At 59.9% G+C, this 23,571-nt stretch carries 18 protein-coding genes; 14 read left to right on the top strand and 4 right to left on the bottom strand.

Annotated features, from left to right (window positions below; all coding sequences use genetic code 11):
• The first annotated feature begins 28 nt into the window (after positions 1-28).
• The 11 genes from folE to lexA all read left to right on the top strand — a co-directional run bounded on the left by folE (position 29) and on the right by lexA (position 16,368).
• Complete coding sequence (gene folE / locus P5540_15265) at positions 29-595, top strand: GTP cyclohydrolase I FolE (protein ID HRT66175.1); 567 nt, start codon at positions 29-31, stop codon at positions 593-595.
• A gap of 9 nt (positions 596-604) precedes the next feature.
• The gene (locus tag P5540_15260) at positions 605-3,163 is read left to right on the top strand and encodes a helicase C-terminal domain-containing protein (protein ID HRT66174.1); all 2,559 of its coding nucleotides are present in this window, start codon (positions 605-607) and stop codon (positions 3,161-3,163) included.
• Complete coding sequence (locus P5540_15255) at positions 3,144-4,529, top strand: glucose-6-phosphate isomerase (GenBank protein ID HRT66173.1); 1,386 nt, start codon at positions 3,144-3,146, stop codon at positions 4,527-4,529. Before P5540_15260 ends, P5540_15255 begins: the two co-directional genes overlap by 20 nt.
• A 10-nt stretch (positions 4,530-4,539) precedes the next feature.
• Positions 4,540-6,333: a hypothetical protein gene (locus tag P5540_15250; GenBank protein HRT66172.1), complete on the top strand. Its 1,794-nt coding sequence runs from the start codon at positions 4,540-4,542 to the stop codon at positions 6,331-6,333.
• A 16-nt stretch (positions 6,334-6,349) separates the two neighbouring features.
• Positions 6,350-6,964, top strand: a complete 615-nt coding sequence (locus tag P5540_15245) for a sigma-70 family RNA polymerase sigma factor (protein HRT66171.1) — start codon at positions 6,350-6,352, stop codon at positions 6,962-6,964.
• Positions 6,948-7,535, top strand: a complete 588-nt coding sequence (locus tag P5540_15240) for a zf-HC2 domain-containing protein (protein HRT66170.1) — start codon at positions 6,948-6,950, stop codon at positions 7,533-7,535. Before P5540_15245 ends, P5540_15240 begins: the two co-directional genes overlap by 17 nt.
• A gap of 196 nt (positions 7,536-7,731) precedes the next feature.
• Positions 7,732-8,316 (top strand): response regulator, encoded by a 585-nt coding sequence (locus P5540_15235; GenBank protein HRT66169.1) that lies wholly within the window; start codon positions 7,732-7,734, stop codon positions 8,314-8,316.
• A 31-nt stretch (positions 8,317-8,347) separates the two neighbouring features.
• Positions 8,348-11,968 carry an ATP-binding protein gene (locus P5540_15230; protein ID HRT66168.1) on the top strand — a complete coding sequence of 1,207 codons (3,621 nt, stop codon included), beginning with the start codon at positions 8,348-8,350 and terminating at the stop codon, positions 11,966-11,968.
• Positions 11,969-11,978: 10 nt separating this feature from the next.
• Entirely contained in the window at positions 11,979-13,754 is a 1,776-nt protein-coding gene (locus P5540_15225) for an ABC transporter ATP-binding protein (protein HRT66167.1), read from the top strand.
• Positions 13,751-15,619: an ABC transporter ATP-binding protein gene (locus P5540_15220; GenBank protein HRT66166.1), complete on the top strand. Its 1,869-nt coding sequence runs from the start codon at positions 13,751-13,753 to the stop codon at positions 15,617-15,619. Before P5540_15225 ends, P5540_15220 begins: the two co-directional genes overlap by 4 nt.
• A 131-nt stretch (positions 15,620-15,750) precedes the next feature.
• A complete protein-coding gene (gene lexA, locus P5540_15215) occupies positions 15,751-16,368 on the top strand; it encodes a transcriptional repressor LexA (GenBank protein HRT66165.1) in 618 nt (205 codons plus the stop codon).
• 133 nt (positions 16,369-16,501) lie between these two features.
• Here the strand turns inward: lexA and P5540_15210 are convergent, their stop codons facing one another.
• Complete coding sequence (locus P5540_15210; protein HRT66164.1) at positions 16,502-17,734, bottom strand: neutral/alkaline non-lysosomal ceramidase N-terminal domain-containing protein; 1,233 nt, start codon at positions 17,732-17,734, stop codon at positions 16,502-16,504.
• A 152-nt stretch (positions 17,735-17,886) separates the two neighbouring features.
• Between P5540_15210 and thiS the strand changes: the two genes are divergently transcribed.
• Positions 17,887-18,087, top strand: coding sequence for a sulfur carrier protein ThiS (gene thiS / locus P5540_15205; GenBank protein HRT66163.1), 201 nt, complete (start codon positions 17,887-17,889; stop codon positions 18,085-18,087).
• Entirely contained in the window at positions 18,087-18,743 is a 657-nt protein-coding gene (thiE, locus tag P5540_15200) for a thiamine phosphate synthase (protein HRT66162.1), read from the top strand. The genes thiS and thiE overlap by 1 nt, the downstream gene beginning before the upstream one ends.
• Here thiE and P5540_15195 read toward each other — a convergent pair.
• Positions 18,718-18,987: a hypothetical protein gene (locus P5540_15195; GenBank protein ID HRT66161.1), complete on the bottom strand. Its 270-nt coding sequence runs from the start codon at positions 18,985-18,987 to the stop codon at positions 18,718-18,720. The two genes, thiE and P5540_15195, sit on opposite strands and share 26 nt — an antisense overlap.
• 71 nt (positions 18,988-19,058) lie before the next feature.
• A complete protein-coding gene (locus P5540_15190; protein HRT66160.1) occupies positions 19,059-20,375 on the bottom strand; it encodes a Gfo/Idh/MocA family oxidoreductase in 1,317 nt (438 codons plus the stop codon).
• Between the two features lie 233 nt (positions 20,376-20,608).
• Between P5540_15190 and P5540_15185 the strand changes: the two genes are divergently transcribed.
• Positions 20,609-23,092 (top strand): glycoside hydrolase family 38 C-terminal domain-containing protein, encoded by a 2,484-nt coding sequence (locus tag P5540_15185; GenBank protein HRT66159.1) that lies wholly within the window; start codon positions 20,609-20,611, stop codon positions 23,090-23,092.
• A 63-nt stretch (positions 23,093-23,155) separates the two neighbouring features.
• Here P5540_15185 and rpsI read toward each other — a convergent pair whose 3' ends face one another.
• On the bottom strand, positions 23,156-23,554 hold the full coding sequence (rpsI, locus tag P5540_15180; GenBank protein HRT66158.1) for a 30S ribosomal protein S9: 399 nt from the start codon (positions 23,552-23,554) through the stop codon (positions 23,156-23,158).
• Between the last annotated feature and the right edge of the window lie 17 nt (positions 23,555-23,571).

The raw sequence follows: 23,571 nt of genomic DNA, 5'->3' as shown, positions 1-23,571 counted from the left end.
CAGCCGATTCAATGGAGGTTCTTTCCGCATGAACAAAGATCGCGTCGCCCAGTTGATTCGTGAGTTGCTGGTGGAAATCGGCGAGGATCCCGAACGGGAAGGATTGCTCAAAACGCCGGATCGCGTGGCGCGGGCCTACGAGTTCCTAACGGCTGGTTATCGGGCGTCCCTCGAGTCCGTCGTCAACGACGCCGTGTTCGAGTCGGAATCGAACAACATGATCATCCTTCGGGACATCGAGGTGTACAGCCTGTGCGAACATCACATGTTGCCCTTCTTCGGACGCTGTCATATCGGTTACATCGCCCGGCATAAAGTCCTCGGCGTGAGCAAACTGGCCCGCATCATGGATTGTTTTTCGCGGCGCTTGCAGATTCAGGAACGGCTTACGGCGGAAATCGCCCGCGCCATCATGAAGATGACACAGGCGGAGGGCGTCGGCGTGGTCATGGAGTGCCGCCACCTGTGCATGATGATGCGGGGCATCGAAAAACAAAACGCGCTCATGACCACCTCGTCGGTGCTGGGTAGTTTTCACTCCGACGACGCCACCCGCGCCGAATTCCTGAACCTGGTCGGGCGTCATGTGCAATAGCGGTCCGCCATGTCCGTAGCGGCCGGAGAAAAGGCGCAAAAGCGAATTGCCCTGCTTGCCGCGGGAATGATGCGCCGCGCCATCGAGGAAACCGGCGGGCGCGAAGTCTTTTTCGCGGGATCGCTCGACGCAAGGGGAATGGTCGAACGCGTGCGCGTCTGCGCGCGCGGAACCGAGGAGGCCGTGCCGGCCTTTCTCGACATGCTGGCGCCGCGCGACGTGTTGATCCACAACCACCCCTCCGGCGGGATCGAACCATCCCGCGCCGATCTCGAAATCGCCGCGGCCTGCGGCAACAACGCGCACGGCGTCTATATCGTGGACAACGAGGTCGAGCGCGTTTACGTTGTCGTCGAACCATTCGTGGACAAGGAACTGCGCAAACTCGATCCCGGCGAAATGGCGCGCGTGTTCAATCCGGCGGGCAACCTAGCCCGTGTCGTGCCGCGTTTCGAGGTCCGGCCCCAGCAGCGGACCATGCTCGAACTGGTCTCGCGCGCGTTCAACCACGACGGCATCGCGGTCATCGAGGCGCCGACGGGCGTCGGCAAGACCTTCGCCTACCTGCTGCCCGCCGTGTATTGGGCCGCGCGCAACGGCGAGCGCATCGTGATTTCGACCCGTACCATCAACTTGCAGGAACAGATCATGTTCAAGGACATCCCGTTGCTGAAGAAGGCCCTGAAGGCCCAGTTCAACGCGGTTCTTGTCAAGGGTCGATCGAACTACGTATGCCGGCAGAAACTCGCGCGCACCGTGTCGGAGACCACGTTGTTCGACGACGAGAAAATGCAGGAATCCATCAAGGCGCTGGCCGAATGGGCCGCGAACACGCAGGACGGCAGCCGTTCGGATCTCCCCTTCATGCCGTCGCGCGAGTTGTGGGAGCGCATCTGCGCCGAAACGGACATGTGCGCCGGGTCGCGGTGCCCGAACACGAAAACCTGTTTCGTCACGAAAGCGCGCCGCGAAGTGGCCAAGGCGGACATCATCATCGCCAACCACCACATCGTCTTCTCGGACACGAGCCTGAAGCGCGAACTGGGCGACTTCTCGTCGCTGGCGGTTCTGCCCGCGTACCGTCGCGTAATTTTCGACGAGGCCCACAGCATCGAGGACAGCGCCACGGAGTATTTCGGTTCGGAAACGTCGCGGCTGGGTCTGTTGGCGCTGCTGAACCGCTTCCAGCGCCACGAACACGGCCTACTCCCCTTCATCAAGACGCGGCTCATCAAGGATCGCCGGACGGCGGACCGCGAATACCGCGAAACAATTATTGACATCGTGGACAACCGTCTGCTGCCGTCGCTGGCCGGCGTCCGGGAGGGGGTGCGATCGGCTTTCGATGCGTTGCGCGAACTGACCGCGATGAAGTGCAGGCAAATCGGGCGCGACATCAAATGGCGGCTGACGGAAGAGGCCCTGGGAGACCATGCCGTCCGCGAGGTTCACGCCGTTTACGTCCTTCCGCTGGTCGAGGAAATCGCGTCGTGCGTGACGCAATGCCGGACCCTCCTGGAATTGCTCCGGCGCGCCAAGCCCGACGACGATTCGTCCGAGCCGCCGTTTCTGGCCGAAACGACCGAACTCGACGCGTATCGCGCGCGCCTCGAAGGACACGGGAAGGTGCTGGCCGAAATGACGAGGCCGGAACTCGAACCGAACACGGTCCGCTGGATTGAAATAGACAGCCAGAATCCGAAATACGTGCGGGCGGTGCGCTGCTTTCTCGACGTCGGCCAATGCCTGGCCGATTGGGTCTATGAAAACCTCAAAAGCGTCGTCATGGTTTCCGCCACCCTGAGCGTGCGCCAGTCGTTCGATTTTCTTTTCGAGCGGATCGGCCTCAACCGGACGGAACCCGCCCGCATCGAGACGGCCATCCTCGACACGCCCTTCGATTTTTCCCGGCAGGCATTCCTTGGCATCGCGATGGATATCGCCTCGCCGGACGACCCCAAATTTCTCGAAGAAAGCGTGGAAAGCATCCGGCGCATCCTCGCCATCACGCACGGCCACGCGCTGATCCTGTTCACGTCTTTTTATGCCCTCGATTACACGCATAAACGGCTCGAGGAGGAACTGCGGGGAACGGGCATTACGCCCCTGAAACAGGGCGAAGCCACGCGAACGCGGCTGCTCGACCGGTTCCGGTCCGACGTGTCGAGCGTACTGTTCGCGACGGACAGTTTCTGGGAAGGCATTGACGTGGCCGGCGAGGCGCTGCAATGCGTCATCCTGCCCAAACTGCCGTTCCGCGTGCCGACCGAGCCCATTCTCGAAGCGCGCGCGGAGGCCATTGACCGCGCGGGCGGCAACTCGTTCATGCAATACACGGTCCCGCAGGCGGTCATCAAGTTCCGGCAGGGATTTGGACGGTTGATTCGCCGCCGCTCCGATACCGGCGCGATCATCGTGCTTGACCGCCGGATTGCCGCCAAATACTATGGTAAGGTATTTCTTGATTCGCTGCCCGGCGTGCCCGTGATGCGAGGCACGCGGGCGGCAATGTACGATGCGCTCGAACGTTTTTTCGCGGAGAAAGACCATGAACAAATCCAGAATTGACGAAATTCGCGTGGATGTAACCCGGTGCATGGCGGATGCCGTGGGCGCGGAGCACGGCATCACACCGGCCGAGCTGAAGGCGATCGCGCCGCGCGTGCGCGAGGCGCACACAATTTTGCGCAGGGAACGCCGGGACAAGGTCTACGGTTTCTACGACCTGTACAAGCACGACGCCGTCTTTCGGAATGTCAAAAAAAAGGCCGCCCAATTCCTCGACAAAGGCGCCGAGAATGTGGTGGTGCTCGGCATCGGCGGCTCCGCATTGGGAACGACCGCGCTGTTGACCGCGCTCAAGCCGCCGTACTACAACACGCTGGATCGCAAGGATCGCAGCGGCTATCCGCGGCTTTTCGTGATGGACAACATAGACCCCACGACCTTCGCCGCCATGATGCGCCTGTGTCCGCCGGAAAAGACGCTGTTCAATGTCATCTCGAAATCGGGCGACACCGCCGAAACGGTCACGCAACTGTTGATCGTCATTGACGCCCTGAAGAGGAGTGTCGGCGCGGCCCGCATCAAGAACCATCTCGTCGTCACGACGAATCCCCCCAACGCCCCCAAGGCCAGCCTGTTGCGCCCCGTCGCGGACTTGTACGGACTCGACGTGTTTGAAGTGCCGCTGAACGTCGGCGGCCGTTTTTCGGTCTTTTCACCGGTCGGCATGTTTCCGGCGGCCCTGCTGGGCATGAAACTCGACGCCATGCGCGCGGGATGCGAAGCGATGGACAAGCGGTGCGGCGCGGGGGACTTGAAAACCAATCCGGCTTATCTGCGCGCGGCCATCCATTACTTGGCCGACACGAAAAAAGGCAAGTGCATGTCGGTGATGATGCCGTATGCGGATGGGTTGCGGGACGTGGCCGACTGGTACCGCCAGTTGTGGGCGGAAAGCCTCGGAAAACGTAAAAGCCTGGACGGCAAGGACGTCTATGCCGGCCAAACGCCGATCAAGTCCCTTGGCGTGACGGATCAGCATTCGCAGGTTCAATTGTACCGGGAAGGTCCCAACAACAAGATCTTCACGATCATCGAGGCCGCCGCATTCGATGTCACGCTCCGGATTCCGAATCTTCCGGATGTGCTGAAGGCCGTGCCGCAATTCGCGTATTTGTCCGGCCACAGCATGAACAGCCTCATGGCGGCGGAACTCCTCGGAACGATGGATGCCCTGAAAATCAGCCGGCGCCCCGTCATTCACGTCACCCTGCCCAGAATCAATGCCAACACCGTCGCGCAACTGCTGTATATGCTTGAAGTGGAAACGGCCATGGCAGGCCGCCTGTACAACGTCAACACGTTCGATCAACCCGGTGTCGAGGAAGGCAAGAATATCGCCCGGGCCTTGATGGCGCAAAAAGCCTGAACGGCCGGGCTTGCGGGCTACAGGCCCCAGGAGACGACAACTGAATCCGAATCTCCCTTCATCCGCCGCGCGCCCCTGCGGACCTTCACCATCGGGCGGTTTCCCCGAATTTGGCAGCGGCGGCGATCTGGCGGGCGGCCGTCGTTCGCGCCACTCGTTCCGCTTGTGCGTCTTTGCGGCCGTCGCCATTACCGCCATGCTCTGGTTTTCGGAACGCTATCTGCGCTACGAACTCGTCGAAAGCCAATATATCGCGGCCTTGACGCTTGAACCGGAATCGGCCCGGGCAATGCTCCGCCAAGTGGTCAAACGCGACGCGGCGATCCGCGAAACCCCTACCCCAAAATACCTGGCCGCGCTGGCCGAGCGAGAGGAATCGGATCTAATCCTGCCCACCTACGAACGGGCGTGCAAGGCCGACCCGAACAATCCCTTCACCGCCCTGCGTTTTGGATGCCGCCTGTTCGCGGCAGACCGTTTTGCCGAGGCGCAGGCGCAATTTCAGCGGGCCGCCGCGTTGCTTTCGGACAATACTTGGCCCCTGTACCTGTCGGCGGCGACACAGCCATTTCTAAAGCCGGATTCCGAGGCCGCTCTGGGCGATGCGCTGGCCCTGTTGGCCAAGGCCAACAACAACAATGCCCCCTTGGTCGTTCCACGCCCGTTGTGGACTTCCGCCATGCCCGAACGCGGATACCGGTACGAAAAACTGCGCCGCCAAATCGTGGACGAATTCTGCGCGCCGTTGTACCGTTTCGCGGATCTGGCTGTAAAACAGGGCCGCCAAGCCTCCCTGCAACGCCAGGCGCCGTATTGGGACAGCTGGCTCGAAACGTTGCAACATGCCGGCGAGCGCATCGCCATGGGTTCGGTAATGCCAGACCCATCCCCCGCGTCGAGTTCGTTTGCACGCCATGCACAGGCGGGCGGGGGCAGCGTGCAGGCCACGGCCGGCATCCACATCGCCTTGATGGCATTGGACGAACGGATTGCCCTTCACGCCCAACAAGGCGCCGCCGCCAATCCTGCCTTTGAACAAAAGCGCGCCCGGTTGGCCGATGCGCTCGAACAACTGAATGCCTTTGAGGAAACACGCGATCGCCGGATTGCAGCCAATCGGCGCCGCTACGCCCTGCCATTGCACTTGTGCTGGCAGACGGCCGGCGTGTTCTTTCTTGCCTATGCAGTGGCATACGGCTTGAACGGATTGATGCGTGTCGGGCGCCGATCATGGACGCTCGATCATTCCCGCTTGGGCGTGACCGCCTTGGCTGCCGGCCAGATCGTGATGCTGTTTTTGCTGGCGCTATTGGCATTTTTACAGGGACAACCGGCCGTGTCCCTGGCGCATCTGGAAGGATTGCGCACCGTCTGGTGGGCCTTTGTCTTCCTGTTGATCCTTTTCGGCTGCATCTATCCGCATATTCGCCTCCCTTCGAGCGGTGCCGCCGTGGCCAACTGCCGCCGCCGCCTGAGGCAAATCGAGCAGGAAAATGGTTCTCGGGAAGCAAATGCCGTTCCTCCGGTAAGCGACGCTTCGCTGCCCGAGGCGCCGGAGACCGAGACCGGCATGCTGCGCGCGGCGCGCGGCGCGCGGCGAATCGCCTTTCTGGCATTCATGCGCCGTTATTTCGGCGCGCTACTTGGCCTGTTTCTCTGCACCCTTTCGGCATGGGCAATCGGGTATCGCATCGCCACCACGCTGTATCCCTGGCAATTGGATGTGCTCGCAACGGGGCTGGGCCGGGAAGAGGCCGCGCTGGTGCAACAGGTTGTCGCGTTTCTCGCCAAGGCCGCGTCATGAGAGGATCCTAACGTCCATGCCCGCCTCGACATCCGAACTGGTGGCCGGATGCCTGCGCGGCGATGACGGCGCCAAGGCGTCGTTCTACGTCGAATTCAGCGGATTGGTCCGGCGCGCGGTGGCTCGCCGGCTGACCGCAATGGGCATGGACCGACAATGGCGCACGGAAACGGAAGACATCGTGAATGAAGTCTTCGAACGCATCTTTTCCAACGAGTGTCGCCTGTTGCGCCGACTGCATCATCCATCCCGCATTCATGCGTGGCTGGTGGCCGTTGCCGCCAATTACACCGTGGATTACCTCCGGCGACTCGAAACACGCGGATACGGATGGCTCCAATCCCGCACGAATCCCGCCGGGGAATGCGTCCCCAATACGGACGCCCTTCCCTGTTCACCGGACTGTGCGCTGGAACACAAGGAACAAAAAGAACGGCTGAATCGGGAATTGGAGAAACTTTCCGGCCAAGAACGTTTGATCCTGGATTTATTCTATGTGCAAGGCATGAAATACGTGCAAATTGCCGGGATGTTGGCCTTGAATGTCAATACGGTCTCGGCCAAACTCCGCCGCGCACGCGAAAAACTGCGACGGGCCCTCAAGGAGAGAAACCATGATCTCGCCTGTTGAAAACTTCGGCTCGCATTGTCCGGATCCCCGGCTGCTGGAGGAATATGCCGTCCGGCACGCCAAGGGTATGGCGCCGGATTCGCCGGACCTTGACGATCATCTATCCGCTTGCAAAAAATGCCGGGACCAGTTCAAAAAAAACGTCACGGAAGCGCTCGGGCTGATACCGCTTCTAGCCACCCCGTCAACGGCTTTCGGAATTTGCCTTCCCCTGGAAGAATTGGGATGTTATCTGGACGGCACGCTTTCTCCCGCCGATCGGATTCATGCGGAATCGCACCTTGCGCATTGTTCGCAATGCAAGACCGCTTTGACGGAGTTATCCCAGGAGACCTCCGCCCTTTTAGAGGAAGAGGCCAACGGCCTGCCAGTGATGGCTGTCGAAGCGCCTGACGATCTCCGAAACCATCCGACCGTTTCAGCCAAAAGCGGAGCATCCTCCGATATGGACTTCAACATGGAAAAATGGCTGGATACGCACGAATCACCACAGGAAAAGGCCCCCGCTGAAATGACCGAAAGCACATTGAAAGACGGCCTTGACCGCCGGATTGGCCGTCATAAACATTGACCTGCCGTACTAAAATTACACGGTACCTCGTCCGCTGATCTTCGCAATTCCGGGTTGACACCCATGAGGCCGTGGGTTATAATGCAATCACAAGATGCGTAATCTATGAATTATAGGACTCTTTGCGGGTTGAACTGTAATTTTTTAAGCATGCGTTTTTGAACCTTGATCTGAACCGGTAACGGAGGATACGACTGTGAGCGAGCGTGAACAGAAAGCCTATACAACATTTGAAGCAGCCAAGATTTGCCATGTGACCCATCACAGTATCAAGAACTGGATCAAACAGGGACTGATCAAGGCGTCGCGCACACCCGGCGGCCATTACCGGATTTTGGAAAAAGATCTGGATGCATTTCGCGAGCAATACGACATGTTTCCGCGCGACAAGGGCCCTTCCCGCAAGCGGGTCATGGTGGTGGATGACGATCCGGACGCCTTGGCGATGATCGAGCGAATTCTGACGGATGAAGGCTTTGAGTTGATCAAGGTCAGCAACGCAACGGAAGTGGGTCTGAAGGCCGCGCAACTGTTGCCGGATCTCATTTTACTCGATTTTCTCATGCCGGATATCAACGGTTTCGAGGTGACCAAGGCCCTGCGCGCCAATGAGGCGACGCAAAGCATTCCCATCATGGCGGTGACCTGCCTGACCAAGGAAAAGGACATCGAGCGGATATTTTTATGCGGGGCGGACGAGTATCTGGCAAAGCCCTTCAAGATTGACGATCTACTAAAGAAGGTAAGGGATTTGGCTGGACGCGAGCACGCTGTGGAGTAACTGACAGGGCCGGGGCCCGTGCCGGAGCGTCATGCGCTGGAGTCAACGTCGAGGCGGAATCGAACGCAAGATCCTGACCCCTATCATCTGGGTGGGTATCATTCCGATTACCATTGCACTTATTGTCGGTTACGGTGTCACCCATGAAGGTCAGCGCAAAGCCGTGCAGCGCACGCTTTCCACCGCGGCCCAAACCACGGCCCGCGGGCTGGTGTTGGCGCTTGAATCGCGATTGCGCACCGTGCGATCGCTTGCACACGACCCGGAAATCGTCGCCGCGTTGGCGACACGCGCCGGCGTGGAGCCGGAAACCGCGGACAAGCTCCTTCAACGCTTGAAAATCGAGGCGCGCAACGCGGGGGACGGTCCGTCGGTATACAGCCTTTATGATGCATCGGGCCAACTCGTTTTCAGCACGGAACAGGCGCCCGAGTCGGATCTCTCGCATCCTGAATGGCGCGAGATGTTCTCCCAGGCCGCATTTGTCGGGGAACTGTTCCGGTATTCGCCCGAACGCAACCGGTACGAGGCGCGGTGCGTGGCGCCGGTCGTCAATCCCGTAACCAACGATCGCGTTGGTTTTCTGTGCGAGGATCAGGGCGTATCGGCATTGATGGATTTCACTTTCGGCCATGCGGGACGGCGCCAGGATGACGAGTTCGGCACCGACGGATACCAGATGGCCCGGGTCGGCGAAAACGGCGGCGTGCTGATGTCCTATCTGGACCTGAACGCCATGCCGCCCCTGAAAACCGAAGGCGCCGCCCCGAGACTGCAACAGCGTCTGGCCGCGCCCGACGCGCCCGAATCGGGCGTCATGCGCGTCATGAACTACAAAGCGCACGGAAAAACGCAAAGCGTCCTCCTGGCTTTTCACCGATTGCAGGGGCGCGAGGCTTCCTATCGCGAGTACATCGTGGTGTATCGCCCCGCCGTCGAGGTTTTCGCCAACATCAACGCATGGGCAATCTACTCGATTGTCGGGGCAGTGCTGATCATCGGCCTGTTTTGCATCATCGCCTATCGCAATGTACACAACAATATCGTCCGCCCGGTCATGCTGCTCAACGAAGGCGCCCAAATCATTCGGCAGGGCGACCTTGAATTGAAACTTAAAATTGGAACCGGCGACGAAATCGAGGAACTGGCCTCCTCCTTCAACAAAATGGCCCAGGCGCTCAACCAGAATATCAGCCAGTTGGAGGAGTCGGAGGAAAAATACCGTACGCTCATCACCTCGATGCGCGATGGCATTTACCAGACGGACGCCGACGGCAACCTGACGTTCATCAATCCCGCCGGCGCGGAAATCTTCGGATTCAATTCGTTCACGGAAGCCTTGGGGCTCAACCTGCGCGAACTGTTTCTTGAGGAGATTGACTTGGCGCGCATGGCGCGGGAACTGTCCATCAAGCACTTCATCGAACGCACGCGGGTATGGATGAAGTGCAAGGACGGGCGATCGATCTGCATCGAATTGTCGGGCAACCGGATAACGGATGAGGATGGCAATTTCGCGGGCGCGGAAGGCATCTTTCGGGATGTAACCGCCAGCGTCCGCCTGGAACAGCAGGCCCGTGAGCGATCGGAACGCATCAGCGCGATCAACCAAATCGCAAACGTCATCAACTCTAGTCTCGAGGCAGGGCGTCTACACGAAAGTCTTATTGTCGAACTCAAGAAGATCGTCAATTTCGAATATGCCGCCGTTTCCTTGTTGAATGAAAAGGGCGAGAGTTTCGAAAAACGCCTGTTATGGCCCGAACAACGCGAACTGGAGGCCGCGCCGGCGACCGCGCCCAGCGTGGCGGCCTGGGTCGTCCGCCACCGAAAGAGTCTTTTCCAAGACGACATGAACGAGCAGACGTCGGAATTCACTTCGGAATTCCCACCCGACACGCGCAGTTGCCTTTGCGTCCCGCTTTATGCGACGGGGCGGATTATCGGCACGCTGGATCTCGCGTCGAACCATGCTTTCGCATTCAGCAAGCACGACATGGACGTGCTCGAGGAAATGGGTCCCCATATCGCGATTGCCCTACGCAACGCCCGCCTGCTGGACAATCTGCAACAATCCCTCGACGAAGTGACGCGCGCCCGGGAGAAATTGCACGAGGTAAACGAGGAACTCAAGACGCTCGACGAGATGAAGACCAATCTCCTCTCGAACGTCTCCCACGAACTTCGGACGCCGCTGGTCGCCGTGATGGGTTACACGGACATGTTGTACAACGGCAAGGTCGGGGCCATCAACGACACCCAGCGCGAATACCTGGGAATCATTCTGCGCAATGTCGAAAAACTTGTGACGCTCATCGAAAACCTGCTCGACTTTTCGCGCCTGCATCGCGGCACCGAGAAACTCGTGTTCGACATGTTCGATTTGGTCGAATGCGCGCGCGCCAGCATTCAAAATGTGCAGCCCGTCGCCGACAGCCGATCCATTCGCGTGGAACTGGTCGCGCCCCATGAAAAGGTCATGGTCGAAGGCGACAAGGGCAAGATGGGCCAAGTGTTCAACAATCTCTTGTCGAACGCCGTGAAGTTCAACCATCAGGGAGGCTGCGTCACAGTCGAAATTCACGTCCGGGAGGATTCCGTCGAGGCAATTGTCAGCGACACGGGCATCGGTATCCCTCCCGAGGCGCTGGACAAGGTGTTCACGCGGTTTTACCAGTACGACGGGTCGTCCACCCGCAAATACGGCGGAACCGGCATCGGCCTGTCCATCGCGCAGGACATCGTGCGCCTCCACGGCAGCCGGATTACGGTCACAAGCGAATTGGGCAAGGGCAGTGTTTTCCGGTTTGCGCTGCCCCTTTACAAGCCTTCCCAGTACGCGCAGGGAACCTTGTCGGACGAAATGCTGCTTCCGGCCCAGACCCATCTCCTGATGGCGCTCCTCACCCAGGATCGCGGTCTCAATTTGCAGATCCGCGACTTTTTGATTTCGGAGGGCATGGATGTCGTCCATGCCGCCCAGACGGACCACTGCCTGCAACTGGTCGAGCGCCACCACCCCGATTGCATCATGGTGGATGCCGACGGCATGGACGAGGGCGCGGACGCGCTCGAACGGATCCTTGCCGATCCCGTAGCCGGCGCCCTGCCGGTGATCCTTCTGGCCAACGATCCCGAATTGCACAACCGGTATCACACTCGCGTGGCGGCGCATTTGAACGGCGGATTTCGCAAAAGCGGCCTGTTGAGCGCAATCCAAAACGCCATGAGCCAAAAAACCTCCGGCGCGCGCCCCCCGGAACCGAAACATCTGGGAAACAAGATCCTCTGCGTGGACGACGATCCCGAGGTCATCATTTTCATTTCGCGCTGCCTCCAGACCGAGGGATACGCCGTGGATTCCTGCACATCGGGCCAGGAAGCGCTGGCAATGGCCGCCTCTCGGCAGTATCAGTTGATCCTGCTCGACATCGCAATGCCGGGATTGGACGGATGGGAGACGTGCCGCCGCCTCAAGAACGATCCGGGATTGGCCGGCATCAAGGTCTATTTTGTGACCGCCAAGCCCATAGAACGCTATGGCGCCCGTATCCAGGACGTATTCGCGGACGGCTATCTGATGAAACCATTCCGTCCGGAAGACCTTATTGATCTTGTCCGGGGCATCATGCCCATGCCCGACGAAGTCTAGCCCCGGCCCGATGCTGCCGCCCCGACACGTCACGCCCACGCCCCTCCCGGCGCCGATCCGCTCAATTCTGCGTTACACGCGCCCCTATTGGCGCATTTATGTCGCGGGATTGTTGCTGGCTTTGGTTTTTGTCGGTGTCGGGTTGGCGATGCCGGTGGTTCTTCGGCTCGTCGTCGCGGAATTTCAGGCCGGCACGATGACGCAGCGACGCCTGGTGTTTTTTTTCTTTGCGCTGCTGGCCATGTCCCTGATTACCGGCATTGCACGGTTTTTCGAGCGGACGCTGATTATCGGCGCTTCGCGCAAATGCGAATACGATCTTCGCAACGCCTTCTTCGCGCACGTACAAACGCTTTCGCGCGACTTCTTCAACCGGACGCCCACAGGCGACATCATGGCGCGCGCCACCAACGATCTCAATTATGTGCGGATGTTTCTCGGCCCCGGCATCATGGGCGCGATTGACATGGTCCGGTTGCCGATGGCCCTTGCCCTGATGCTTTACCTGAGTCCCTGGCTTACTTTTCTTTCGCTTGTCCCGCTTCCGCTGATCACCCTGCTCGTCTATCTCTTTATTTCCTTCATTCACCGGCAATCCGAACGCGTGCAGGCCCAGTACGCCGCCGTTACCGCCCGCGCCCAGGAAAATCTGGCCGGCATGCGCGTCGTGCAGGCGTACGGCATCGAGGATCGCGAGGCGGAATCGTTCCAATCCGAATGCATGAAGTATCTGCGCGAGAATATGCGGCTGGCGGGGGTCATGTCGCTGGCATGGCCGATGATAGGGCTGACCGTCGCCCTGATGATTCTGCTTGTGCTCTGGCGTGGAGGCGTCATGGTAATTGGCGGACAGTTGACCATCGAAGACTTCACGGGGTTCATCGTCTGCATGCTGATGCTCGTGTGGCCGCTGGCCGAATTCGGGTGGATTTTGACCCTGTACCAGCAGGGCGCCGTGGGCATGAACCGAATCAACGAAATCCTTGCCGAACAACCGTCCATTGCGGATGGTCCCTGGACGCGCCCCGAACTCACGATAACGGAAGGCGGCGTCCGTTTTGAAAAGGTCTCCTTCGCGTATGAAGGAAGACCGATCCTCGATGCCATTGACTTCGACATTCCGGCGGGAAAGACCGTGGCCATCGTCGGGCCGACCGGGTCGGGCAAATCAACCATTGCCGCCCTGTTTGCGCGCGAATGCCACCCCGTATCGGGGCGTATCCTTTTGGATGGACAGGAGATTCAGGCCTATCCGTTGAAAACCGTGCGGAACGCGCTCGGTTACGTGCCGCAGGACACATTTCTCTTTTCCGCCAGCATTCGCGACAACCTTTGTTTCGGACGCCCGGACGCCCCCCGTGAACTCATGGACGCGGCCTGCGACGTCGCCCAATTCACGGAGACGGTGCGCCAACTCCCGCAAGGGTACGACACATTGCTGGGCGAGCGCGGCGTCAACTTGTCCGGCGGCCAGAAGCAGCGCCTCGCGATTGCCCGCGCGGTCATTCGCGAACCGCGGATCTTCATCCTCGACGACGCGTTGTCCAGCGTGGACACTCACACCGAAGAGGCCATTCTGCAAGGGCTGAAACGCGTCATGGCCGGGCGAACCAGCCTGATCATTTCGCACCGAATCTCGACGATTCGCCACGCGGACCTGATCCTTGTGATTGACGGGGGACGGATCGTCGAACGCGGCACGCATGGCGATCTTGCCTCGCGGGGAGGACTTTATGCCCGCATGTACGAACATCAACTGCTCGAAGAGGAACTGGAAAAAGCGTGAGCGAAGGCTATCACATCGGCGATGAACTGGAGACGCGTCCGTACGACGCCGGCTTGATGCGGCGCCTGCTCGGCTACGCCCGCCCCTACCGCCGGCTCCTGATCCTCGCGACCATGCTGCTCCTGCTCACGGCGCTGCTCGGCAGCATTGTGCCCTGGCTCAACTGGAAGGCCATTGCATGGTACATCAACAGTCCCGAACGTCTGGCGTTGTCGCATTCCGGGGACGCCGTAACGGCGCCCGCGGCATTCCCGGAATTAGCGGCGCGGGAAGCCCATGATCGTTCGCGGTTGCTCCTGTTGATCGCCGCAACGGCGTTGTTGCTCCTCGTCGAAGCCGCAGCGCATTACGGCCAGATGCTGATCGTGGCCCACGTCGGCCAGCGGGCGATGCTCCGGATGCGCATGGATGTCTTCACGCATTTGAACCGGATGTCGTTGCGCTTCATGGACCGCAATCCGCTGGGCCGCCTGATCACGCGCGTCACCAATGATGTCGAAAAGTTGCAGGAAACCATCGTGAGCGGCGTCGTGCAGGTCGTAAGCGACCTCTTCGTTTTCTTCGTCGTCCTTGGATTCATGGCATGGAACAACTGGCAATTGACGATCATCGCGCTCGCGCCGCTTCCTGCCGTGTTTGTCTCCAGTGCCGTGTTTCGCAAATACGCCCAAGCCTCGTACCTCGAAATCCGCAAACGGATCGCGCGTCTCAATGCGCACATGCAGGAAAGCATCGGCGGCATGCGCATCGTCCAGGCCTTTGTCCGTGAAAAAGCCCGTTTCGACGAATACGATCGCCGCAACAAGGATCATCGAGACGAATGGCTCCGCCAGATTCGCTACTACGCCTATTACTTTCCCGTGGTTGATTTCCTCGGAACCCTTTCGCTGGCCCTGATTGTCCTGTACGGCGGCAGCCAGATTCTCGCGGCGCAGCAGTTGCTGGGCGGACCCGCCGACATCGGCATGTTTTTCGCCTATGTGCAGTGGTCCGAGCGTCTCTATGGCCCCATTCGCGCGCTTGCGGACCGCTACAACCTCCTGCTCGAAGCCATGGCGTCCTCCGAACGCGTGTTCGGATTGCTCGACACGCCGGAAGACCTGATTGACAAACCCGGCGCCATGACGATTGATCGAATCGAGGGGCGTGTCGAGTTCGATCGGGTGTGGTTCGCATACGATGACAATCAATGGGTTCTCAAGGACATCAATCTTGCCATAGCCCCCGGCGAACGCCTCGCCATCGTGGGCCACACCGGCGCCGGCAAAACCACGTTTACAAACTTGCTGAGCCGGTTCTATGATGTCCAGCGGGGACGCGTCCTTATTGACGGACTCGACGTGCGCGATTATGCGAGGATTCCTTTGCGCAGACAGATCGGCGTCGTGCTGCAGGACGTCTTTCTGTTCTCCGGTTCGATCGCGCACAACATTCGGCTGGGCAATCCCGACATTGACGATGCGCGCATCCGCGCCTGCGCGGACTATGTCAACGCGGCGCCGTTCATCGAAAAACTGCCCGGCGGCTACGAATACAACGTCGGGGAACGTGGCTGCAACCTCTCGACCGGCCAACGGCAACTGCTCGCCTTTGCGCGCGCCCTTGCGCACGACCCGCGCATCCTCGTCCTGGACGAGGCGACATCGAACGTGGACACGGAGACCGAGGCGCTTATCCAGGACGCCATTGCAAAACTGATGCAAAACCGCACCTGCATCGTCATCGCGCACCGGCTGTCTACCATTCAACATGCCGGACGCATCGCCGTCATGCACCACGGCGAAATCCGGGAAATCGGCTCCCACCAGGAACTTCTCGCCCGCCGCGGACTTTATTACACGCTGTACCGTTTGCAGTACACCTGACCGGCGGATCCCGATCGCATGCGGCGAGGCATCCGGCAACAAGCCAAAATGAATGGGGGCTTGACAAAACCGGTCCATTCATGGTCAAATATAACTGAAGAGAAATTCAGTCATCGAAGGAGGCTCGTCTCATGGCGCACGGACTCACCCGCCGGCAGGCCGCCATCCTGCATTTTATCGTGGCGTCCATCCGGGATCGCGGCTTCCCGCCGACCCTGGCGGAAATCGGCGATAAATTCGGGATTGCATCGCTCAACGGCGTGAACGACCATCTCGCGGCCTTGGAACGCAAAGGCTATATCGAACGTTCGTCGAAAGCGCGGGGGATACGCGTAAAGGATTGCGCCGCGGCGGGCCTGTATGAAAGCGCGCCGGGCGTGTTGCCGCTTCTGGGCCGAATTGCCGCGGGCCAGCCGCTGCTGGCCCAGGAAAATATCGAGGGCCATGTGCCGGTGTCGCGGGAACTCGCCGGACGCAAGGCCTATTGCCTGCGCGTAAACGGCGACAGCATGATCGAAGCCGGCATTCTCGACGGGGATATCATTGTGGTCGATCAGGAACGGCCGCCGAAACCGGGTGATATCGTCGTGGCGCTTATCGGCGACGAGGCAACCGTCAAGCGGTATTATCCGCACGGGAAACATATCGAATTCCGCCCCGCCAATCCGGATATGCAACCGTTCACCGTGCCCGCGCAGTCGGTTCGGATGCAAGGGGTCGTCGTGGCCCTGCAACGGGCCATTGCCTGATCCCGAATTCACCGGGAACTCCCTTGCTTGCGGCCCGCGGGACAGACTGTCCAGTCTGTCATTGCTGGAAAACCGGGCCGGTTGCATGTAGACAGACTCGACAGTCTGTTCTCCGGACGTTCCGCGCGCGCCTTCAAGGAATGATGCGTTGCAGCGCCTCCATCATGACCGGGCCGGCTTTTGGCCCCGGCGACATGCTGGTCAGATATTTCGCGTGCGGAATTTTCGCGTCGCCGAAATAGCGTTCCGGGCAGATATAGCCGAGATGATCCAATCCCAGGCCAAGAACGAATTTCGGTTTCGATTTCATCCGTTCTTTGGTTTGAAAGCCGTATTCAGGGGCGGTTTCGCCGAAGTGCGTGGCAAATTGCGCCGAACCCACCGCGAACCATGCCACTTCGGTCTCGACCGTTTCGGTGAAGGGACGCGACACCAGCCCCAAGGCGCTCATCAACTGGAATTTTGGATTTTCCACGGGCACGCGGACGACCGCATTCGCGAACCGGATCGCCGTTTCCGCGATCGGCACGGGATTTTTCACGGCTTCGAGAACCTTCGCGGCGAGATCCTCGCCGTATCGTTGGGCAAGGGGATAGGAGCGTTCCGGGGTTTTCGGCTGAACCCAGCACCCGATGGCCCCTTGCAGGAACAAATGGATGCCGGGGCGAACGCCCATGGCCTTGTAGAAGTATCCGACCCAGTCGCTGCCGGCAAGCGTCTCGTCCTCGAGGACGGTCGGGTGGCACGCGAAATGGGTCAGCGTCGCCAGCGGTTTGCCTTCCGTGTCGTTCACGAGGAGAACGGTGACGGAACTGTCGAGGATATCCGGTTCGCTGTCATTGTCCACCCATCCCTTGCATTCGGTTTCCGCATAGGCCAGCCGGACGGGCCGCAGCGCCTTTGCCGCCGCCGCTACTTGAGCAGCCGCCGTCTCGACGAGTTTGGCCATATAGGCGGCATCGCGCCCGCATTGGATTTCGTCGGCTCCGTAAATGCCTATCGTGTCCGGCGCGCAATGCGTATGGGTGGCTTGGACGATGACGCGTTCGGGCGCCAGCGGGATGCCTGTGGCCTGTTTGGCGGCGGCCTCGCGAATGGCCTTGGCCGTGTCGTATTGGATGCTGATGGCGTCAATCACGACCAAGGCCACGGTTTCCTTGCCGTCATGGAACACGGCAGCCTTTGCGAAGAGATCGTCGTGAATCCCCGTGCATTTGCGGTTGTAGTCGTATCCAGCCAGAAACACGCCATCGGACGGATTGACCGTGTCCATGGAAAATCCGGCCAGCAATTCCGGCTCTGCCGAAACAGTCGAACCGCCCAACGTCGCAATGAGCATAACCGACACAAGCATACACCTCGTCATTGAAAGAACCTCTCTTTTCGCGCCTGGAGAACGATTAGACCGCATGCGGATTCATGGGATCAAACCCGCACGCGCATTTTTCCCGCCCGGACCGTTGAAGAAAAAAGACCGGGCACATACAATAGACACGTGAATCGAACAGGAGGTTTCCGATGCAGATCGTCGTGAATGGGACAACCCGAACGGTTGCCGATCGCTTGCCGCTTTTGGACTTGTTGTCGTCGCTCGGCCTGAAGCCCGAATCCACGGTGGTCGAATACAACGGCGCCGTGCTTGAAAGGCCCCGTTTTCCGGAATTGTTGCTGAACGAGGGCGACACGCTGGAATTGGTGCGGTTTGTGGGAGGCGGTTGATGACGCACGCCGGACGCATGGCCCTTTTCCGCGCGGGCGATTTGTACGTCGTCATTACCGAATCGTTCTGCGGAGGCAGGAGCGCGATCGAAGTGCTCGACGCCGTGCTCGATGCCGGCGTGCGGCTGATTCAGTTCCGGGAAAAGGATCTGGATGATGCCGAACTGTTTCGCCGGGCGGAGTTGTTTCGCGCCCGGATACCCGAAGGCCGGGCGTTGCTGATTGTAGACGATCGCGTGGATGTGGCGCTGGCCGTGGGCGCGGACGGCGTCCATCTGGGCCAAAGCGATTTGCCGGTCGCGGCGGCGCGACGAATTGCGCCTGAATTGATTATTGGCGCCTCGTCGCATAATCCCGGCGAGGCCCTTGCGGCGCAGGACGCCGGGGCCAGTTATGTCAATATCGGCCCCATTTTCGCCACGCAGACCAAAACCGTTCCCACGGGGGCGATCGGACCGGATAGCATTTCCGTAATCGCGCCGCGCCTTCACATACCCTTTACGTGCATGGGCGGCATCAAGGCGCACAACATCGGCGAGGTGACGGTGCGCGGGGCGCGGCATGTCGCCGTCGTGACGGCCGTGACGGAAGCGCCGGATGTGCGCGCGGCCGCGATCGAATTGCGAAAGGCTATTCGAGGGACTGCACGTCCTTGAACAGGCGCGGAACGAGGATCAACGGATGATCCGCCGTGAAGGGATCTATCCCGTCGAATACGAGTTGCCGGAAAATGTCCGTTCCCGATGCGGTCGCCATGGCGTTGGGCACGTGAACGGCGGCCAGCCGTCCCTCGGAATCGTACTCGGCCCGAATGCCGCCCTCGGTTTCATGCGAGTAGACGCCCGTGTCCGCAAACACGAAATGTAACACATCCGACTTCGCTTCGTAAGAAATCCGCATGTCGTCCTGTCTGTTGACTCGCTCCACGCGATTGAATGAATCGTTCGCGCAACGGTGTCGCAGGTTGAAAGCTACGCCAGCGCAAACCGCGGCGCTTGCGTTTTCCATTTGCCGCGCGTGAAGTCCGGACATTCGACCGGCGCGCTGCCCAGCGCAATCGATCGCTCGGACAGCGCAATGATGGAACACATCGTTACCGAATCGTACACATCAATGGGCGTCTGGGTCCGGTTTCGAACGGCGTCGAGAAATTGCGCCAGTTCGAGGTCGTCCGTGCCGCCGTGGCTGCGCGCGGCGGAATCGCCGAGCATCGCCTTCCACCACGGGTGCTCGTACTGTTCCTGGTATGGCGCGAACGGCTCCCACTCGTGATATTTTGGACTCCGATCCACGATGTACACCGAGGCCTTGTCCTCGTCGTACAGGCCCAGCGTGCCTTGGATCATCCACCGGTTGTCGTAGGGACGCGGCAACTGCATGTCGTAGTTGATTACGATTGATTTTCCGAGATGCGTCCGCACCACGGTCGTCACAATGTCGCCTTGCCTGTATTTGCGTTTCGCGTTTGGATGGTCCGCGCCGAACTTGCGCGTGAAATAGGCGTTGATGGCGCGCGAGTCGGTGGCGGTCGAGGTGGCCGTGGCGAAGGCGTCGCCGCAGTTGATGTTCATCCAACTCAGGACCGGCCCCATGCTGTGTGTGGGATACTGGTCGCGGTTGTAGCGGACAAGAAACTCGCCGCCCCAGCGGATATTGCCCTGCGGGTCGAAGAACCAATGGTCAATACAATCGTGCGAATGCGCGCAATGGCAGTGGACGATTTCGCCGAGGATTCCCTCGCGAATCATCCGCAGCACGGCTAGGTTGTCCCGCCGGAAACTCCAGTTTTCGAGCATCATGCAGGGGACTTTCGTCTCCTCGTGCGTGTTGACCAAAGCCCAGCATTCCTCGAAGGACATGGCCGCGGGCACCTCGACGCCCACGTATTTCCCGCATTTCATGCCATGCACCGCCATCGGCGTGTGCCAATTCCAAGGCGTGGCGATAATTACCGCGTCGAGATCCGAACGCTCCATCAAGTGCTTGTAGGCCTCTTCTCCAGAACCGTACCCTTCGGGTTTCGGCTGGCCGGCCTTTTCCACCATGCCGAGGGCGCGGTTCAGATGGGTCTCGTTGATGTCGCACACGGCGGGAACGGCCACATCTTTCCTGCCGAGCAGGATGCCCAACAAGCCCGTCCCCCGGCCGCCGACTCCGACCACGCCGACACGCAAAACGCGAGCCGCGTCCGGCGCGTTCTGTCCGAATGCCATGTTCGTTACCGCCGTGCCCAGCGCCGCCGCCGTGCTGGCCTTCAAAAAAACCCGCCGATTCGTTTGCACCGCCATGGCGTTGTCCCTCCATACGTTTGGCAAGAACGTGCACGGAAAATCCCTGGAACGCACACCGCAGGCCAGACCGTCCAGTCTGTCCACACGATCGAAGCCAGTCTACACACATGGCCGGCGGCCTGTCCACTTTTTCGGCTGCGGCGTTCGGCCTTTTGCCGCATGTTTGCGTGCGCGCTATACTCGTACGCCGTCGAGGAAACGCGCACAACGCGGCGAAGGAGGAGTACGACATGAACCGGTTGCATTTGATCTGTAACGCGCATTTGGACCCCGTTTGGCTGTGGGAGTGGGAGGAGGGCGCGGCGGAGGCGCTTTCGACGTTCCGGACGGCGACGGACCTGTGCGACGAGAACGAGGATTTCGTTTTCAACCACAACGAAGTGACGCTATACCGTTATGTCGAGGAATACGAGCCGGCGCTGTTTGAGCGGATTCGGAAACTGGTTGCGGCGAAGCGCTGGCATATCATGGGCGGATGGTACCTCCAGCCCGACTGCAACATGCCGGCCGGGGAATCGTTCGTGCGGCAGATCCTGATGGGCAAGGCCTATTTCAAGGAAAAATTCGGGGTAGAGCCCACGACGGCGATCAATTTCGATCCGTTCGGCCACAACCGGGGACTCGTCCAAATCCTAAAAAAATCGGGATACGACTCCTACCTGTTTTGCCGTCCGTTCCAGAACGATTGCGCGCTGCCGTCGGATGATTTCACCTGGGTGGGTTTCGACGGTTCGGAAGTGACGGGACACCGCGCCTCGATGTTCTACAACCAGCCGCTTGGGCAGGCCCGCGAAAAGGTCGAGCGATGGATGAAGGAGCATCCGGGCAAATCGTCGGGTCTGGTGCTCTGGGGTGTCGGCAATCACGGCGGCGGACCGTCGCGCGTGGACCTCGAACGGCTCGCGCAACTCAGGGCGGAATGCGGCGAATACGACATCCTGCATTCGACGCCGGAAAATTATTTCCGGGAATTGCGCGAAAGCGGCATTGAACTGCCGCGTTTCGAAAACGAGATCAATCCATGGGGGCCGGGATGCTACACGTCGCAGGTGCGCATCAAGCAAAAGCATCGCCTGCTCGAAAACACGCTGTACCAATGCGAAAAGATGGCGTCGTCGGCCGCGATTCAAGGCCTGATGCCCTATCCGAAAGAGGAACTGCGCGAGGCGCTGCGCGACCTGCTCGTGGCGGAATTCCACGACATCCTGCCCGGTTCCTCGGTGCAACCGGTGGAGGACAACGGACTGCGGCTGATGGATCACGGCCAGGAACTGCTGACGCGCGTGCGGGCGCGGGCCTTCTTCGCATTGTCCGGCGGCCAGCCGAAACCGAAGGAGGGTGAAATTCCGATTCTCGTGTTCAATCCGCATCCCTTCCCGGTGCGGACGACCGTCGAGTGCGAGTTCCAGTTGCCGGATTTCCAGTGGGGCGAACAGTTTACGATCCCAATCGTCCAGCAGAACGGCGCACGCATCCCAAGCCAGTGCGAACAGGAACTGGGCAACCTGAACCTCGACTGGCGCAAACGCGCGGTGTTCACGGCGGATCTCGCGCCGTTCCAAATGAACCGGTTCGACTGTGCGCTCGAAGTGCTGCGCGAGCGACCCAAGCCGGCGTTGAAAGCCTCGAACGGGCGCCTTGTGTTCCGTGCGGACGACCTTGACGTCGAAATCAATTGCGCCACCGGCTGGATTGACCGACTGGCAGTAAAGGGCAAATCCTATCTGCAAGAAGGCGCGTTCAAACTGCTCGTTATCGCCGACAATGAGGATCCATGGGAGACACGCTATCAGAGTTTTCGGAACGTCATCGGCGTGTTCGAGTTGATGGATCGCGGCGAAGGCACGCGGTTCTCCGGAGTCACGCAGACGATCCTCGAATCGGTGCGCGTGATCGAAGACGGCGAGGTACGGACCGTTGTCGAGGCGCTGTTCCGGTATGAAAATTCATTCGCTATTCTTCACTACAAACTGCCGAAGCAGGGCACGGAAGTCGAAATTGCCCTCCGCGTCCATTGGAACGAAAAGAGCAAGATGCTCAAACTGGCCGTGCCGACCCTCCTCAACAATCCCAAATATCTCGGCCAAGTCGCCTATGGCGTGCAGGAATTCCCAACGACCGGCCGCGAATGCGTGGCGCAGAAATGGACGGCCGCCGTGTCGGACGAAGACGATCGTGCGCTGACGTGCATCAACGCGGGGACGTACGGCTCCGACTTCGCGAATGGCGAACTGCGGATCAGTCTGTTGCGCGGCCCCGCGTATTCGGCGCATCCGATTGGCGATCGGCCGTTGGTCCGGCAGGATCGATATTCGCCCCGCATAGACCAAGGCGAACGCCTGTTCAGGTTCTGGTTTAATTGCGGCGGCAAAACGGAGCGCATGAAATCGGTGGATCGCGAGGCGCTTGTGCTGAACGAACGCCCGTTCGCATTGTCGTTCAATCCGTCCGGCATGGGCCAAACGCCCAAACCGATGATCATCGTCGAAGACGACATCGTGCAATTGGCCGCATTCAAGCAGGCGGAACAATCCGAAGACTATATCGTGCGGCTCTTCGAACCGTCCGGCGCCGCGCGGACCTTCTGGTTGTCTTTTCCCGCGCTGGATTTTTCGCGAGAAATCACGATAGGCGCGTTCGAGATCAAGTCCTTCCGTCTCAATCCAGAAATGCGGACGCTGGTCGAGTGCGATCTGCTCGAACGAACCGCATGAAAAAACACGAAAGGCATTCCTTTTGACGGGAATGCCTTTCGAACAAGTGCAAATGGGTATGGCCTAGCGCTTCGAGAACTGGAAGCGCTTGCGCGCGCCGGGACGCCCGTACTTCTTGCGTTCGACCTCGCGCGCGTCGCGCGTCAGGAGCCCGGCGCGCCGCAACGGCGTGCGGTGTTCCTCATTCAATTTCGTCAACGCCCGCGCAATGCCCAGCCGCAACGCGCCGGCTTGGCCTGCAAGGCCACCGCCCTCGCAAATGGCCCGGACGTCGTATTTGTTTTCATTTCCGGTCACTTCAAGCGGCTGTTTTGCCATCATGACGAGCACCTCGCGCGCCATATAGGCTTCGATGGCCCGCCCATTGACCATGATTTTGCCCGTGCCGGGTGAAACGCGCACGCGCGCGCTGGCCGCCTTGCGGCGCCCGACCGCCACCACTTCTCCCGCTGCATCTGTCACGTTACGTCACTCCCGTA

Source organism: Candidatus Hydrogenedentota bacterium, from assembly GCA_035450225.1.
Taxonomy (GTDB): domain Bacteria; phylum Hydrogenedentota; class Hydrogenedentia; order Hydrogenedentales; family SLHB01; genus DSVR01.
This window is presented reverse-complemented; position numbering and strand designations above follow the sequence as displayed.